The 15844-nt window shown below is 61.2% G+C and carries 16 protein-coding genes; all 16 read right to left on the bottom strand.

Annotated features, from left to right (window positions below):
• Window positions 1–53 precede the first annotated feature (53 nt).
• On the bottom strand, window positions 54–1088 hold the full coding sequence (locus ACK3EW_RS12715) for a TRAP transporter substrate-binding protein (RefSeq protein WP_493806514.1): 1035 nt from the start codon (window positions 1086–1088) through the stop codon (window positions 54–56).
• On the bottom strand, window positions 1085–2011 hold the full coding sequence (locus tag ACK3EW_RS12710; RefSeq protein WP_493806513.1) for a polysaccharide deacetylase family protein: 927 nt from the start codon (window positions 2009–2011) through the stop codon (window positions 1085–1087). The genes ACK3EW_RS12715 and ACK3EW_RS12710 overlap by 4 nt, the downstream gene beginning before the upstream one ends.
• Window positions 2004–2735, bottom strand: coding sequence for a maleate cis-trans isomerase family protein (locus ACK3EW_RS12705; protein WP_493806512.1), 732 nt, complete (start codon window positions 2733–2735; stop codon window positions 2004–2006). Before ACK3EW_RS12705 ends, ACK3EW_RS12710 begins: the two co-directional genes overlap by 8 nt.
• Window positions 2736–2771: 36 nt before the next feature.
• Window positions 2772–4169 carry a dihydropyrimidinase gene (gene hydA / locus ACK3EW_RS12700; protein WP_493806511.1) on the bottom strand — a complete coding sequence of 466 codons (1398 nt, stop codon included), beginning with the start codon at window positions 4167–4169 and terminating at the stop codon, window positions 2772–2774.
• A complete protein-coding gene (locus ACK3EW_RS12695; protein WP_493806510.1) occupies window positions 4166–4909 on the bottom strand; it encodes an aspartate/glutamate racemase family protein in 744 nt (247 codons plus the stop codon). The genes hydA and ACK3EW_RS12695 overlap by 4 nt, the downstream gene beginning before the upstream one ends.
• On the bottom strand, window positions 4909–6243 hold the full coding sequence (locus tag ACK3EW_RS12690; RefSeq protein WP_493806509.1) for an amidase: 1335 nt from the start codon (window positions 6241–6243) through the stop codon (window positions 4909–4911). Before ACK3EW_RS12690 ends, ACK3EW_RS12695 begins: the two co-directional genes overlap by 1 nt.
• Entirely contained in the window at window positions 6240–7121 is an 882-nt protein-coding gene (locus ACK3EW_RS12685; RefSeq protein ID WP_493806508.1) for a polysaccharide deacetylase family protein, read from the bottom strand. Before ACK3EW_RS12685 ends, ACK3EW_RS12690 begins: the two co-directional genes overlap by 4 nt.
• Window positions 7118–7918: an ABC transporter permease gene (locus ACK3EW_RS12680; protein ID WP_085628574.1), complete on the bottom strand. Its 801-nt coding sequence runs from the start codon at window positions 7916–7918 to the stop codon at window positions 7118–7120. The genes ACK3EW_RS12685 and ACK3EW_RS12680 overlap by 4 nt, the downstream gene beginning before the upstream one ends.
• A complete protein-coding gene (locus ACK3EW_RS12675) occupies window positions 7915–8742 on the bottom strand; it encodes an ABC transporter permease (RefSeq protein ID WP_439119181.1) in 828 nt (275 codons plus the stop codon). The genes ACK3EW_RS12680 and ACK3EW_RS12675 overlap by 4 nt, the downstream gene beginning before the upstream one ends.
• A complete protein-coding gene (locus ACK3EW_RS12670) occupies window positions 8742–9827 on the bottom strand; it encodes an ABC transporter ATP-binding protein (protein WP_493806507.1) in 1086 nt (361 codons plus the stop codon). Before ACK3EW_RS12670 ends, ACK3EW_RS12675 begins: the two co-directional genes overlap by 1 nt.
• Window positions 9828–9830: 3 nt before the next feature.
• Window positions 9831–10886 (bottom strand): extracellular solute-binding protein, encoded by a 1056-nt coding sequence (locus ACK3EW_RS12665; protein WP_493806506.1) that lies wholly within the window; start codon window positions 10884–10886, stop codon window positions 9831–9833.
• A 156-nt stretch (window positions 10887–11042) separates the two neighbouring features.
• Window positions 11043–11720 carry a GntR family transcriptional regulator gene (locus ACK3EW_RS12660; RefSeq protein ID WP_493806505.1) on the bottom strand — a complete coding sequence of 226 codons (678 nt, stop codon included), beginning with the start codon at window positions 11718–11720 and terminating at the stop codon, window positions 11043–11045.
• A gap of 100 nt (window positions 11721–11820) precedes the next feature.
• A complete protein-coding gene (locus ACK3EW_RS12655; protein WP_493806504.1) occupies window positions 11821–13362 on the bottom strand; it encodes an amidohydrolase family protein in 1542 nt (513 codons plus the stop codon).
• Window positions 13359–14045: an aspartate/glutamate racemase family protein gene (locus ACK3EW_RS12650; protein ID WP_493806503.1), complete on the bottom strand. Its 687-nt coding sequence runs from the start codon at window positions 14043–14045 to the stop codon at window positions 13359–13361. The genes ACK3EW_RS12655 and ACK3EW_RS12650 overlap by 4 nt, the downstream gene beginning before the upstream one ends.
• Window positions 14045–15334 (bottom strand): TRAP transporter large permease, encoded by a 1290-nt coding sequence (locus ACK3EW_RS12645; protein ID WP_238939651.1) that lies wholly within the window; start codon window positions 15332–15334, stop codon window positions 14045–14047. The genes ACK3EW_RS12650 and ACK3EW_RS12645 overlap by 1 nt, the downstream gene beginning before the upstream one ends.
• Window positions 15331–15840 (bottom strand): TRAP transporter small permease, encoded by a 510-nt coding sequence (locus tag ACK3EW_RS12640; RefSeq protein WP_493806502.1) that lies wholly within the window; start codon window positions 15838–15840, stop codon window positions 15331–15333. Before ACK3EW_RS12640 ends, ACK3EW_RS12645 begins: the two co-directional genes overlap by 4 nt.
• Between the last annotated feature and the right edge of the window lie 4 nt (window positions 15841–15844).

Raw genomic sequence — 15844 nt, 5'->3', positions numbered from 1 at the left:
TTTCCTTATTGTCGGAACTGGGCGCGCGATGGCGTGCCCAGTTCAGCCTTTGCTCAGTTCAGCGAGATGCCGCGTGCAGCACCAACAGTGGCGTTCCAGATCTTGGAGCAATCCGCGAACCCGGCATCACAGCTTTCTGCCCATCCCGGCAGCACTTTTTCCATGGTGGCGGCGGTCACCTTGGCCTGATCCTCGGCGCTGGGTTCGACCAGAACCATGTTGAATGGGGTGAAATTCTCGCAGCCTTCGCCGCCGGTGTTGCAGGCAGTGGCCCAGCCATTGTTTTCACGGGCCAGATCCCAGAACGCTTGCTCGAAAGAAGCAAATTCGGTTTCCAGCTTGGCTTTTTCCTCGTCCGAGAAGCTGTTCCATTTATCGAGATTGATGAAATGCGCATTTACCGACCACGAAATGCCCAAGGGCAGGAAATGCGTGGTGACTTCCGGCCAGTTGCCGGTGTTGCCGGATGTGGGCGAGGTGATGGCACAATCGACCACACCGCGTTGCAGGGCAGGGTAGACTTCCTTGAAGCTCATGGTCACCGGGCTTGCCCCCAGCGCTTCAAGCAGTGTGGACATCGACGCGGTATAGCTGCGGACCTTGAGGCCCTCGAAGTCATCAAGCGAGGCAATTTCGGCGTTGCAGTAGAACACCTGCGGGCCATAGGGCCAGACGGCCAATGGCTTTGCATTGAATTTCTCGGCAACACGCTTTTCCAGTTCGGGGCGGAAGGCCTCGATCACGTCGGCCAACTGATCCATGTCCGTTGATACGCCGATCAGGTCGATCCCTTCGAGAAAGGCATCATCGCGGGCGGCGGCGCCCACGGTGCTTTGTACGATGTCGAACGCGCCGGTGCGTACCATGCGCAGCGTGTCCTGCATGTCGACGCCCATGACGTCCTGCGGGTTGAAGTTGATGGCCAGCGGAATGCCGGTCTTTTCTGCCAGCGAGGCGTAGAATTCCTGTTCGAGCGCGGTGTGGAATTTGTGCGTCGACACAAGGCCAGTGGCCCGGATTTCGGTTTCGGCAATGGCAGGCAGCGCCGTGGCCAGCGCCAGTGCAGAGGCGAGGATCGTCGTCTTCATGTCATGTCTCCTTGTCGGGTCTGAGATGTATTGGCCGCAGGGGAGGACGCGGCAAAGTGACGGGCAATGTCGATGCGTTGCGCCCGCCAGATCTGGTCTTCGAGTGAGGCCAGATATTCGAGGATTTCAGTCACAGCCCGGAACCGGGCGGGCCTGCCACTGATGCGTAGGTGAAATCCGATAGAGAGTGTGGAGGACCTGCCGCGCTCGGCTTCGATCAGCAGCTGCTCAACCGCATCGCGGATATAATCCACCATCTCAGCTGCGCGGACGAAGCCATTGGGATGAAAGAATTTCATGTCGTTGGTGTCGAGGTTGTACGGCACGATGGTCAGGCCGCTTGGATCGCTGTACGGCAGATCGTCATCAAAGGCGTTGGAGGTATAGAGATAGCCCGCCTCGGCCAGCAAAGTGCGCGTCCAGGCGCTTTCTGATCCCCGGCAGAAGAACCCTCGTGGGCGCTGTCCGGTTGCCTGTTCGATGACGTCGGTCGCGCGAAGCAGATCCTGTCGTTCCGTCGCGGCATCGGCGTAATCCGAATGTGGCCGCCACGTCCAGCCGTGGTTTGCCGCCTCGTGTCCGGCGTCGGTGATGGCGCGGGCAAGCATGGGGCTGCGTTCAACCGCGCGGCCGCACATCAGGAATGTGGCAGGCGTTTCGGTTCGGCGCAGGGCGTCAAGAAACCGCCACAACCCGACCCGCGTTCCATAGGCGAAAAGCTGTTCTTGCCCCTTATCGCGGCTGCCCTCTTTGACGACGCTGACGATCTCGCCCACGCGTTCGGACACAGGGTCGCCATCGCCCACCTGAAGCTCGGCCCCTTCCTCAAAGTTGACAGCCACAGCAACGGCAACGCGTGCCCCGTTCGGCCAGATCACTTTGGGCGGCTGCGCCCCGTATCCGATGAGATCGCGGTCAGACATCAAACACACGTCCCCAGCCGCGAATGCGGGCCGGATCATCGCCCGCCACCAGCATGGATTTCCAAAGCGCGGTGGACACGCTGTCGAGTACCGGAATACCGGTCTCGGATTCGATGAGTTCGGCGACCCAAGCGCCCCGGAAGTTCGTGCAGTAAATCGCGATGGCCTGCGGTTTTGCCGCGGCCACTTCGCGACACAGCTGCAGGATATGCGCCTCGCTATAGGTGGCGAACGAGAAATTGCCGGGATCGTTGAGACGTCGTTCTGCAACCACGTCAATCCCGTGGCCCGCATAATTGGCAATGATCCGCTTTTGAATTTCTGGCAAATACGGCGTGACGAGACCGACACGGGTCGCGCCCAGTTTTTCGAACAGTTCGTTCATCGCAAGCACGGACGAACAGGCGGGAACACCGGTGCGCTGCTCAATTTCTGCGATCAGCGTTCGGTCGGTATCAAACCCAAGCCAGCCCGAAGAGGTGCCATTCCAGCAGATCGACTGCACCTTTGCATCTGCAAGCAGGTCCGCCGCCGCGAGCATCGGTTCGTTGGTGAATTGACCCAGCGCGTCGTCTTCCATGGAGATTTTGACGACCCGAAAGCGCGCGAAATGGGCTGTGACGTCCGGCAGGTCGTGCAGCATCGCGGCGGTGATCGGTTCCAGCACTGTGTTGGACGAGGGCGTCAGCATGCCCAGCCGGGTTGTGGCGAGTTCTTTGGTCATTGGAATAGTCTTTGGCAGGCAGGGCAGCGGGTCAGGTCAGCGCAGCACATCAGGGGCCTCCCGCGTCAGGTGTTGGCCCATTGGCGGCGCGACCGGCGCTCCGTCCCGCATCGTCGTTACGCCGCGCAAAAGGGTGCGCACGGGCCAGCCGGTGACCGTGAAGCCTTCCCAAGGGGTGTAGTCGCTGCCGTGATGCAGGTCGCTCTGGCGGATCGGTTTGGTCAGCGACGGGTCCCAAAGCGCGATATCGGCATCGGCGCCGACCATGATTGCCCCCTTGCGTGGGAACAGCCCGTACAGCCGCGCGTGATTGGTGGCCGTTAGGGCCGCAAAGCGATCAAGCGAAATGCGGCCCTTTACGACGCCTTCGGAGAACAGGATCGGCAGACGGGTCTCAACGCCGGGTATCCCGTTGGGAATGTTGCGAAAGCTTTGGCGCGCGCCGGGAGCGTCCTTGCCTGCGGTATCGACAAAGCGGAACGGGCAATGGTCGGAGGAGAAAAGGTCGAACACCCCGGTTTCAATCCCGCGCCAGATATTGGCCCATTCATCCCGGGTGCGGGGCGGCGGGGAGCAGACATATTTCGCCCCTTCAAACCCGTCGCGGTCCAGATCGTCTGCTGTCAGCGTGATGTATTGCGGGCAGGTTTCGGCAAAGACGGTCAACCCACGCTGTCGGGCGCGCATGATTTCCTCGGTCGCCTCTCCGTTTGAGACATGCACGATGGTCAGCGGCACGCCCGCGATCTCGGCCAGTGAAATGGCGCGGTGGGTGGCTTCGCGTTCCACTGGCACCGGTCGTGTGGTGGCATGGTGATAGGGGGCCGTTTCGCCAGTGCGTTCGGCGCGATCGCGCAGGAATTCGATGGCGTCCTCGTTTTCCGCATGGACCATCACCATGGCACCATGGGCTTTCGCCACTGACATCACTTCAAGGATTTGCCGGTCCGAAAGGGCGAGGCCCTGATAGGTCATGAAGACCTTGAAACTGGTGTAACCCGCTTCGATCAATGCTGGCAGGTCTTGCCCCAAGGTGACCGGATCAGTTTCCTTGACGATCAGGTGAAAGGCCACGTCCGTTAGACAGTTGCCATCGGCCTTGGCGCGATAGGCAGCGACGGCCTCGCGTAGGGTCTGGCCCTCTTCTGGCAGGCAGAAGGGCAGGACGGTCGTGTTGCCGCCGCAAGCCGCTGCGCGGGTGCCTGTGGTGAAATCATCCGCCATCTCGATCCCCGGACCCGAGGGTTGCGAGATATGAACATGGCTGTCGATCCCGCCGGGAAGGGCGATCAGACCAGTGGCGTCGATCACCTCGGCCCCGGCAAGGTCATGGCCCAATGTGGCGATTACACCGTCCTTGATGCCGATCTCGCATTGCGTTGTGCCGCTGGCCGTGACCACACGCGCGCCTTTGATCACCAGATCATGGATCATGCCCGTTCTCCTGCGATGATGCTGGCAAGGGCGGGCGAAAGTCCTTTGGAAGGCTTGGCAGCCGGTCTTGCCACGCGCTGGCCATAGGCCGGGGCAAGGCGCACGAGGCTCATCGCCTGCGCCGTGGCGGCGGCGATTGGGTCGATCAGCAGCCCGTCGACCTCGGATGCCATCTCTTTGGCCAGTCCTGCCAGCGGCGCGCCGCCAAGGATCACCACATCTGCGCCGTCGGCTGAGGTGGCCAGACCGACAAGGTCGATCAGGTCACCCCGCAATGCGGTTGCCACGTTGTCGACCGAGGCAGGCGCAATTTTGGGGCATCTCACACCTGTAAAGCGCGCCTCTAACCCCGTCTGACGGACACAATCGGTATACCACCGCGCCATGTGCGGCGAGAACGTCACCACCGAAAAACGGTCACCCAGCATCGCGGCGGTCATGATTGCCGCTTCGGCCATGCCCACGACGGGCAGGTTGAATAACTCGCGGGCAGCGACCAGACCGGGGTCACCAAAGGCTGCGACGATGACGGCGTCAACGCTGTCTTGGTGATCCGCAATCATCTCAAGCACATGCGCCCCGGCGATCTGGGCTTCGGCGCGGGATGAAATGTAGGGAAAGCCCTGCGCTGCGGTCAGCGCCACGATCTCGGCCGCATCCCCCGCGAGGTCCTGGGCGACCCGTGCCATCGGTCCCGTCATCGCTTCGGTCATGTTCGGGTTGATCATCAACAGACGCATCAGTTGAGTTCCTTCAAGAGAGGTTCCAGCATCTGTGCCGCGCCGATCAGCGCGCCGTCCTGACCCGCGGGGGCAATCAATTGCAAACCCAGGGGCAACCCTTGGTGATCCTTGCCGCAGGGCAGGGACAGGGCAGGCACGCCCGCGTGGTTCACTTGCGGGGTGAAGGCAGCATGGTCGCGGGGGCCAGCGGGCTGACCTGCGATGGTCTCGGGGGCAGAGAGTTCCGCACTCCAGGCTGGGCAGGGCGTGGTCGGAGTCGCGATGATCCCGTAGTGGTCCAGCGCCGCGCGAAGGTTTGCACGCATCCGGTGCGAGACCTGATGCGCGGCGGCGACATCTACGCCGGTCAGAGACAGCCCGGTTTCGATCTGCTTGGCGATCATCGGATCGAAAATCTCGGGCGTTTTGCGCCATACATCGCCGTAAGCCTGCGCAAGGCCTGCGAATTGCAGCGGCAGGATGTCGTGTCCCTTTAGTCCACCCCAGTCGATCTCTGCCGACTGGATTGCGATGCCCGCTGTGCCAATCACCTTGACCACGTCGGCAAAGTTTTGGGCGACATCCGGTTCGACCACCTGTCCCGTGCCGAAATCGGGGCTGGTGGCGATGTGGAGTGTGGCCGGTGCCTCAGCCCGAACGCCCGCCATGACTTCCATCGCCAGTGCGATATCCCCCATGTCGCGGGCAATGGGGCAGGTCACGGAAATGCCCCAGACGGGTTCGGGAAAGCTGGGACCATACGGGATCAGATCATAAGTCGGCTTCATTCCGCACAGACCTGTATGCGCCGGGGGGCGGCGGCTTGATCCGCCCGCATCGGTGCCAAGGGCAAGCGGCACGATGCCTGCCGCCACCGCCGCGACCGACCCGCCTGACGATCCGCCCGGACCCAGTGCAAGGTCCACCGGGTTGCGCGTGATGCCATGATGCGGGGAATTGGTGGCGCCCTTGCAGCCGAACTCAGAACAGGTCGCAATGCCCAGTATCATCGCCCCGGCGGCGCGCAGGCGGCGCACGGCTTCGGCGTCTTCCGGCGCGATGTGATCTGCAAAGAGCCGTGATCCCTGCGAGACCCGCAAGCCTTTGACCCAGATGTTGTCCTTGATCAGCACAGGCACCCCGGCCAGTGGCAGGTGTTCCCCGGCGGCAAGGCGCTGCGTCACAAGCTCTGCTTCGGCTTCGAAATCGGGGTTCATGTGACAGATGGCGTTGATCGCGGGATTGCGCTCTGCCGCGCGGGCCAGTGTTTCCGCGGCTATGGATGCCGGGGTGACATCCCCATGGCGCACGGAAGCGGCAAGGTCGCGGGCGGTCAGGTCAAGTGCGCTCATGTCATCTCTCCATGCTGTTCGGCCCAATGGCGGGCAATGTCGCGACGTGGCGCGATCCAGACACCGGGTGTGGCCGCAATATGGGCGAGAACCGTCTCAAGCCCGCCGATGCGCGCGGGGCGGCCGATGATGCGCAGATGCAGCCCGATGGACATCATCCGCGCAGCCGTTGCGCCCTCGGCATACAGCCGGTCAAACCCGGCGATCACGTAGTCGGAAAAGTCCCGCGCCTGAACGAACCCGCCACCCGGCGAGAACCGCATGTCATTGGTGTCAAACGCATAAGGCAGCACGACATGGCTACCCTCCATATAGGGGATGTCGTCGTCATAGGCGTTGCTGTCATAGGTAAAGCCGCCATGTTCGATCAGCAGCGCACGCGTGTGGGGCGACGTGGCCGAGCGGGTGTGCCAGCCAACCGGAGCGACGCCAGCAATGTCGGTCAGGGCGGCGTGGGTCTTGGCGATGACAGCGCGTTCCTTGTCGGCGTCCCAGCCAGCATGGGTTTCCCAGCGCCAACCGTGGCAGGACACTTCGTGCCCACGTGACACCGCATCGCGAATGAGCCATGGCGTGCGTTCGGCAGCGCGTCCGCAAGTCGAGAAGGTGGCCTTGACGCCATATGCTTCGAACGCGTCAGCAATTCGCTTGTAGCCTTGGCGCGGGCCGTAGCCGAAGTGGCTTTCCATGCAGGGGTCCGGCGCGCCTTTCACCTCTTCGACGGATTCGTAGCGAGACTCGTTGCGCTCGTCCCCGTCACCAATGGAAAGTTCCGCGCCTTCTTCGACATTGACGACAAACGACACGGCAAGCCTCGCCTCATCCGGCCAGCAGGGCGCGGGTTCTGCGCCGAAATATCCCTTCAGATCGCGCCTCATCCCTGAATCATCCGGTTGAGGCCCACAGTCCGTGCGCCGACCACCAGCGCGATCACCGCCATCAGGATCAGGCCAGACGACATGGCTGCCAAGGACGGGTCAGGCTGTTCCTCAAGATACTGCAGCATCTTGATCGGCAGGGTCTTGTTGCGAGCGTCCGTCAGGAAGATCGAGATCGGGTAATTGTCCATTGATGCCAGAAAGGCGAACAGCCCCCCGGTCAGGTAGGCAGGCGCCAGATTGGGCACCAGCACCTTGAGAATTGCCTTGGGGTAAGACAGCCCAAGCGTGCGCGCCGCATCCACAAGTGAGAAATCGAACGCCGACATCGAGGCCAGAAGCGTGCGCATCACGAAAGGCAGGGTGATCACGATATGGCCCAGCAGCAGCGACCAATAGGCATCGCGCAGGCCGATCTCGCGGAAGAACTGCAAGAGCGCCACGCCGACGACCAACCCCGGCATCATCAGCGGGGACACGGTGAACGTGGCGATTGCCTCGCGTCCCCGAAACCGGCCGCGTGCGACCGCAACCGCCGCCAGCGTGCCCAGCACCAACGAAATCGCCGTCGAGACCACTGCGAGGTTGAGCGATAGGGTCACCGCCTCCCACAAGCCGGATCGTTCCTGCAGTGACCGATACCAGCGCAGCGACCATTCGGGTGGAGGAAGCGTGTAGACCGAAGACGACGTGAACGACGCGGCCACCGTGATCACGATGGGCAGCATCAAGAACACCACGCAGCACAGCCCGATGGCCCAGCTGATCGCAAGAAACAGGCGGTCCGTCCCAGTCATGATCGTGCCCCCAGACGATTGGCGAGCCAGCTTGATCCCAGCACGACCGAGATCGCGATGATCAGCAGGATGGACGAGATCGTGGCACCCAGTGCTTCGTTGCGAAGGTAGAGGAAGGATCGCGCGGTCAGCATCGACAGCGTTTGCTGCCGTTCGCCCACGATCAACGATGGAATGACGTACATCGACACGGCGAGCGAGAAGACAAAGGCGCATCCCGCCACTACGCCCGGCAGGCTGAGCGGCAAGGTGACGTTGAAGAACCGGAATACGGGTGTCGCGCCCAAGGATGCAGCGGCCTCGGGCAGGCGCGTGTCCATCTGGCGCAGGACGGCATAGATCGGCAGCACCATGAAGGGCAGGAACACATTGGCCGCCCCGATGATCAGCGCAGTTTCTGTGAAGAGCATGCGGATCGGCGTGTCGACGATACCCAGAGACAGCAATATGTCGTTCAGTACCCCGCGCGTGCGAAAGATGATCGACCACGCAAAGGCCTTGACCACAACGCCGACCGACATCGGTAGAACCATGGCGACAAGGAAGATCGACAACCAGATCCCGTTGGCGCGCGACATTGCGATCGCGGTCGGGTAGGCGATCAGCAGCGCAAGGATCGTCGTCAAAGCGGCGACGCGCAATGTCCGCCAAAGCACTGACATGTTGTACTCGTCGGTGAAGAACAGGCGGTATTCCTCAAGCGAGAACTGACCGTCGATCTGAAACGACTTGAGCAGCAGCATGAACAGCGGCAGGGCAAAGATCACCGCGAGAAAGGTGAGCCCCGGCAGGGCCAGCAGCCCGATATGTTCCAGCCGCCGCATCAGCGTGGTGCCTCGTAGACCAAAGTGTCTTTGACCGACCAGCCAAAGGTCACGTCCTCTCCGCGGGTCAGGTTGGTCTGGATGCCCGGCACTTCGCACAGAAGGCGATCCTCGGGGTGGCTTGCGCCGTGCAATTGGGTCTTTGCACCCAACACCATCGCATCAGCCAGCGTAACCTTGATTGTGTTTTCTCCGGCAACGGGCGTGATCAGTTCCGGGCGGACGCCGACGGTCACCTTGGTGCCGACTCCGTAATCCCCATGGGCCAGAACCATCCCGTTTGCAGTGTCGATTTGCATTACCGGGCCATCGGTCTTGCTGACCCGCCCGCGCATGCGCGTCGACAGGCCGACAAAGTCCATCACGAAGGAGGAACGTGGCCGGGCGTAGAGTTCAGACGGTGTGGCGAATTGCTCGATCTGGCCCGAATTCATGACTGCGATGCGATCCGAGACGCCCATCGCCTCTTCCTGATCGTGGGTGACAAAAATCGCTGTCATTCTCCGGTCGCGCAGCAGTGACTTGAGTTCGACCTGCATGGTCTCGCGCAGCTTGCGGTCGAGCGCGGAAAACGGTTCATCCAAGAGCAACAGCACCGGATCGACCACCAGCGCGCGGGCGACCGCCACACGTTGTTGCTGACCACCGGATAGGGCAGCCACGGGGCGGTCTGCAAAGTCGCTCATCCGCACCAATTGCAGCGCCTCGCTGACTTTTGGGGCGATGTAGCCTTTGGGAGCGCTGCGCGCCCGCAAGCCGAAAGCGACGTTTTCTGCCACGGTCAGGTGCGGGAACAGCGCGTAGCTTTGGAACACCACCGAGATATTTCGGCGATGTGCCGGCACCCGCGTGATCGCGCGCCCGTCCAGAAGGATATCGCCCGCATCAGCTGAAGTCAGCCCAGCGATGATGCGCAACAATGTGGTTTTGCCACAGCCGGACGGGCCGAGAAGAGACACGAGTTCTCCTCTCGCCACGCGGAAGTCCATGTCGGACATCACGGTGGTTCCCTTGAACGCCTTGCCCACCCCGACCACGTCGAGATAGGCGCGCTTGTCCGGCTCCGTCCCTGCGGAGCCCTGCATGGATCAGAGGGCCATCAGCTTGTCGAACCGCTCGATCCAGTCTCGACGGTTGGCGGCGACAAAGGCCCAGTCTGGCGAATAAATCGGCACACCGTCTGGGATGATGGCACCGGCGGTGACAGTCGTGTTGGCCGGGACGGAGGATGCAAAATCGGCAATCGCCGACTGCATGTCCGGGCCAAGCATCTCGTTGACATAGGCCTGTGCGAGTTCAGGGTTCGGTCCGCCTTTGACTAGGCAAATACCTGACGGCATTGCGAAAATTCCCTCGGATGGCGCGGCGAGGTCGACGGGCACACCTTCGTTCTTGCGGGGCAGGGCGTAGGACGAGAAATTTCCTGCCAGCATGGTGATTTCACCCTGCTCAAGCAGGTTGAAGGCTTGGCTCATCGTTGTGTAGACGGACAGAAGGTTGGGTTTCAGCTCTTCCAGCTTGGCAAAGGCCGCGTCGATTTCGTACTGCGCTTCCGAGAACGGTTTGCCAGAGCCGAGCATGGCAGCGGCGAAGAGCGTCCACATCCCTTCGGTGTTTTGCAGCGACGGGATAATCAGCTGTCCCTTTGCCTCGGGCGACCAAAGCGTGGTCCAAGACGGCACGCCATCCGGCGCGAATTCGGTGTTGTAGGCAACACCTGCCCAAGGCTGCACGTAGTTGCACCACATGCCATCCATGTGCACTGCGTCCGGGCGCAGGTCGGTCATGTTCGGAACCGCATCGGCAGTGATCGGTGTCAGCAAATCAGCCTCAACGGCTTGGATCATCACCGGGTCGTCCATCTGGACCACCGACAGATAGGGCGCGTCCTTGTTCGACGACATCTTTTCAAGGTTCACCGATGACTTGGTGCCTTCAAACAGGATGTCCGCACCGATGGTCGACTTCATGTGCGGGATGACAATTTCTTCCATCCATGCGGTGTGCGATCCGGCGCATCCGATCACAAGTTCAGAGCTTTGCGCTCGCAGCAGAGCTGGTGTTGCCAGCGTCCCGAGCGCGGCATAGGCAGAGCCTTTCAGGACAGACCGGCGGGATAGGTCGCCCATGGTTCTTCTCGTCATCTTCAAATCCCCCATCAGGATGTTTCACTTCACCATAAAAATGGCATGCCATTTCGGAAGAGTCATATTTTAAGGGGAAATCGCGCGGTAAATCTCAGCTTTGCCTCATGTTTGAGCGAATGAGCAGAGTAGGGGGAATAATTGTGCTGGGTGGAATCAACCCGGGTTCCGGTCGCCCTGGCGGACCAAAACCTCGGCCAGCGTTTCACCCGTATGCAACAGGTGAGTCTTCCATATTTTGGCGGCTGCCAAAGGATCTCGCGACCGAAAAGCCTGCATCAGAGTTTCATGTTCGCCGACGGCTTGTTCTAACCGTTCGGGGTTCATGATTGCCATATAACGGCCACGCCGCGCGCGGGCGATCAGACGGTTATGCGTCGCGATCACAATGGGGTTTCCGCAGCTCGTCACGATGAAATCATGGATTAGCGTGTTGCTATCGAAATAGTCGCTGATCCGGTCCGACCGAAACTGTTCGAGCATGGTGCCATGCAAGTCTTCCAGCTTTTGCAGGCTGTCGGGTGTGATGGTTTCCGCAAGCCGTTCGGCGGCGAGGCTTTCAAGACTTGAGATCACATCGAACAGGTGCACCGCTTCATCGGGGCCAAAGACCGACACCAAAGCGCCCCGATGCAGCGTGATTTCGATCAAACCATCCGCTTCCAGCAGCTTCAGCGCCTCGCGCACTGGCGTTCGTGAAACGTCCAACTCTGCCGATAAGCGCCGTTCCACCAAACGATCCAAGGGCGCAAGGTCGCCTTTGACGATCCGGTCTCGCAGGATTGAGGCGACACGTTCCGCCGCGGCCTTAGAGGTTTCCGAGAGGGTTTGCATATTGGCGCGCCGGTACACTTTTGGTTGAGCAAGAGTGCGTTCGGTCATGCCGCTAACGCGGCGGAAGGTCAATCGCCGTTACATCCGTGACGAACTGGAGTTATCGGCGGGATGACGCTTTGTAGAAGGGTGTCCGGTCTGCAGTGTTCTGAAGATACTCGTCGTAAAACGCCCGAACCGTCGGAAACACGGCTTCGCGTAATTCATGGCGGTGCAGTTCATCCGCGTCACGTGGCGCCGCAAGCGCTTCGGCGATCTGAGCGAGGATCGCGTCGCGGTCCACCCGCGTGAAGCGTCCGTTTTGGTAAACCACTTCACCTTCGATGATCACCGTATCCACGTCTTTCGATTTCGCTCGGTGGATCAATGCAACCATCGGCGAAATATCGGGGTCTTGGTAGGGGTAGGTGGCCTTGTCGTAATCCAGGATAACGGCATCCATCCGGCAGCCGGGTTCCAACCGACCGATTTCAGTTCCAAACGCGGTGGTGCGCGCGCCGTGTTCGGTTGCCATCCGCAGCACGTCACCGGCCGAGGGCACATCTGATGGGTCGATGCCGGGGATGCGGTGCAGGTTCAGCACCATGCGCATCTCTTGCAGCATGTCGCGGTCATCGTTGATCCCGGCTTCGTCGATGCCCATGCCCACCGTCATGCCGCGATTGACCAGTTCCATCAGCGGTAACGCGCCTGACCTAAGCCGCAGGTTGGACGAGCAGTTGTGACAGATACAGGTGCCGGTCCCGGCGCAAATCTCGATGTCTTCTTCGGTCATCCAGACCCCGTGGCCAAGGGTCATGTGGGGGCCAAGCAATCCCAGCTTTTCCAGATGGCGAACGGCGGTCATGCCGGTGCGGCGAAAAGCATATTCCTTCTGATACGCGGTTTCCAGCAGGTGCATGTGCATCGGCACATTGGCGGCCACGGATTTTTCCTGAAGCGCCAGCAACCCGTCATCGGTCATCCAATGCAGGTTGGCCGGGGCCAATTGCACCCGCGCGCGCCGCGATGTCTTGGTTTCGGTCAACCGGTCGAACAGCGTCAGGAAGTCCTCGAACGGCATCGTCAGCCGTTGCAGATGCGCCGCCATGGCTTTGCCAGTTTCTGGCGGGAGGCGGTCACAGAAAGCGGCATCGTCTTCGTAGACAAATCGGTTCTGTTCGCGCACGCCGTAGCAGTAGGACACCCGCATCCCGATGTCGTCATAGGCCTCGATCACGCGACTGGCCGAACCAACGACTCCCTCCAGCCCGCCCATGGCCCAGCCCTGAATATGCTGCACCGTGGTCACACCGGATGAGATCATCTCGAATGCGGAATAAAGCGTGTCGAGATAGGGATCGACCTTGCGGATGGCGAGCCGCGCTGCAAACCACAGTTCAAGCGGGGAATCCGGGGCGCCCAGTTGCAGGGGTGTCAGCCCGACATGGTGATGCGCGTTGATCAGGCCGGGCATGATTAGGTGATGGGAATAGTCCTCCACCCGCGCGTCGGGATAGGCTGCCACAATCTCAGCTTTTGGGGCAACGGCGTGGATCACCCCGTCTTCAAACGCGATGGCGGCATCGTCAATCATCTGGATCTCGCCATCTCCGGAGATGCCGGTGACGACCCATCTGGCTGTGACGACCCGCACACTCACGGCAGCACGCCGCCTGTTTTTGAAAGCGGGGCGGCGGCAGTGATGCGCAGGCGGATGTGGCGAAGCGCCTCGACTGTGCCGTCGATGACCGGCACGTCGCACAGCGGCGCAATCCGCGCAGCAAGACCGGCCAATGGACCACCGCCCATGACAATCGCCTTTGCGCCATCACGTTCGCAGGCGTGGCACAGATCGACCAGCTCCTTGAAAAGGGCGTCGGCCACGTCCGCGGGATCACCCTCAATGGCTTCGGGGTGCGCCGCAACCCTGATCAACTGGGCGCCGACGCCATGCTCAATGGCCTTGTCCCGAAGCGGTGGCGCGACTTCAGGCGCAAAAGTCACGATGGCGAACGGCCCTCCGATCCCGCGCACGGTTTCGAATGCGGCCTCGGCGATCCCGATCACGGGGATATCTGGCCAAAGCGCGCGGACAGCCTCTGCGCCAGTGTCACCAAACGAAGCCAGAACAATTGCGTCCGGCAGGTCAGGCTGGCTGCGAATGGTCTCGACCACACCGCGCGCGGCTTCTTCCCCGTCCTCGGGCGTCACAATCAGTTCGGGGCCGAACGCCGCCGAAAGGGTCGTCACCCGGTCGCCGAGTTGCGCGGCACTTTGCGCCGCTTGTGCGATGCGGTCGGTGATGCCCTGCGATGTGTTTGGATTGACGACAAGCAAGCGCATCAGACTAGCACCGATGGCAGCCAAAGCGAAATCGCCGGGAACAGGTTGACGAGAATCAGCGCGATCAGCATGGCCCCGATAAAGGCCAGCATCGACGGGATGATCTTGGCAATCGAGATCTTGGCGATGGCGCAGGTGATGAGAACCACAGATGCAACCGGAGGCGTCTGCTGACCGATGCCAAGATTGATCGTCAGGATCAGACCGAAATGCACTCGGTCGATGCCCAATTGATCCGCAAGCGGCAGGAAAATCGGCACCAGCATCAGGATTGCCGGTGTGCCATGAATGATCGTGCCCGCCAGCAGGAAGAACACGTTGATCGCCAGCAAAACCACCCAGTAATTGTCTGAAATCCCAAGGATCGCCTGTGCGATGTCCTGTGGAATGCGCTGGTTGGTCAGATACCAGCCCAGCAGGGTCGAGGTCGCCACGATGAACATCAGCATCGCCGACCGCTTGCCAGCGACACGCAACGTGTCGATCAATGTGCCCAGCTTGACCGTTCGGTAAACCAGTGCGGCCAGGACGATTGACCAGAAGGCAGCGATGGCCCCTGCCTCTGTCGCTGTGAAGATACCGCCAAGGATGCCGACAAGGATCAGGATCGGCAGGGTCAGCGGGATTGCTGCGTCCTTGCCGGTTTCGGCAACCCGCTTGAGCGAGAACTCCCCTTCGGTCGGATAGCCGCGCTTGACCGAGATGAAATAGGCTGTCGCCATCAGAAGGGCACAGACCATGATGCCCGGCAGGATGCCTGCCGCGAACAGCTCGGCGATCGAGGCGTTGGCCACATAGGCGTAGAGGATCAGGTTCAGCGACGGTGGCACAATGATCGCCATCGTGGCCGAGGTCGATGTGACGGCTGCGGCAAACGCCGCCGGATAGCCACGCTTGCGCATCTGGGGGATCATCACCGATCCGATTGCGGCGGCGTCCGAAGTGGCAGTGCCCGAAATCTCGGAAAAGAAGAGGGATGTCAGAATGTTGACATGTGCGAGGCCACCCCGGATGTGCCCCACCAGCGACGATGCAAAGGCGATCAACTTTTCAGCGATCTTGCCTTGGTTCATGATTTCGCCTGCGATCATGAACAGCAGGGCGGCCACGAGCAGGTAATTGTTTGCCCCGCCAAACGGGATCAAGCCGATGATCTGCGGCACCACAGCTGGGTCGAGCAGGATCATCGTAGCCGCCGTGACGCCCAGCACAAAGGCTATAGGAAGTCCTGCGATCAGCAGCGCGACGAGCAGAATGAGGATCATCCAACCGGGGTCAAGAAACATCATGCGTCGCTTTCGGGAAGAAGGTCATCGGGCGAGACGCGCCCGGTTGCAATGCCGACCAGCCGGACGGCGCAGAAGATCAGGATCAGCACCCCGCCCACGGCCATCGTGCCGCGAAACAGCACCATCGGCAGTTCAACGGAAATCAGGGTCCGCGACCCAAAGCTGAGTGCGGCAATGCCGCCATACCACGCCAACAACGCCCCGAACCCGCCCATCAGGATCAGGTTCATTCCGGTGACGATGCGCTTGAGTGTGGGGGACATGACCCGCAACACCGCGTCAAACCCGAGGTGTTCATTGGTCCGTGTCAGATAAGCTGCGCCGATGAAAGTCAGCGCAGACAAGATATGCGCCGGAAGCTCTTCGCCCCAAGACACGCTGTCGTTCAGAACGAACCGGGCGAAGACCGCCCAGTTCAGCAGGATCAGAAGCAGGCCCGCCATGGCCACCACAAGCGCATCCAGCACGGCTGTCGTCCAGCGGTCGAGGGTGTCGGTGATTTGCATCAGG

It is taken from the genome of Marivita sp. NO-S04, assembly GCF_059070475.1.
This window is presented reverse-complemented; position numbering and strand designations above follow the sequence as displayed.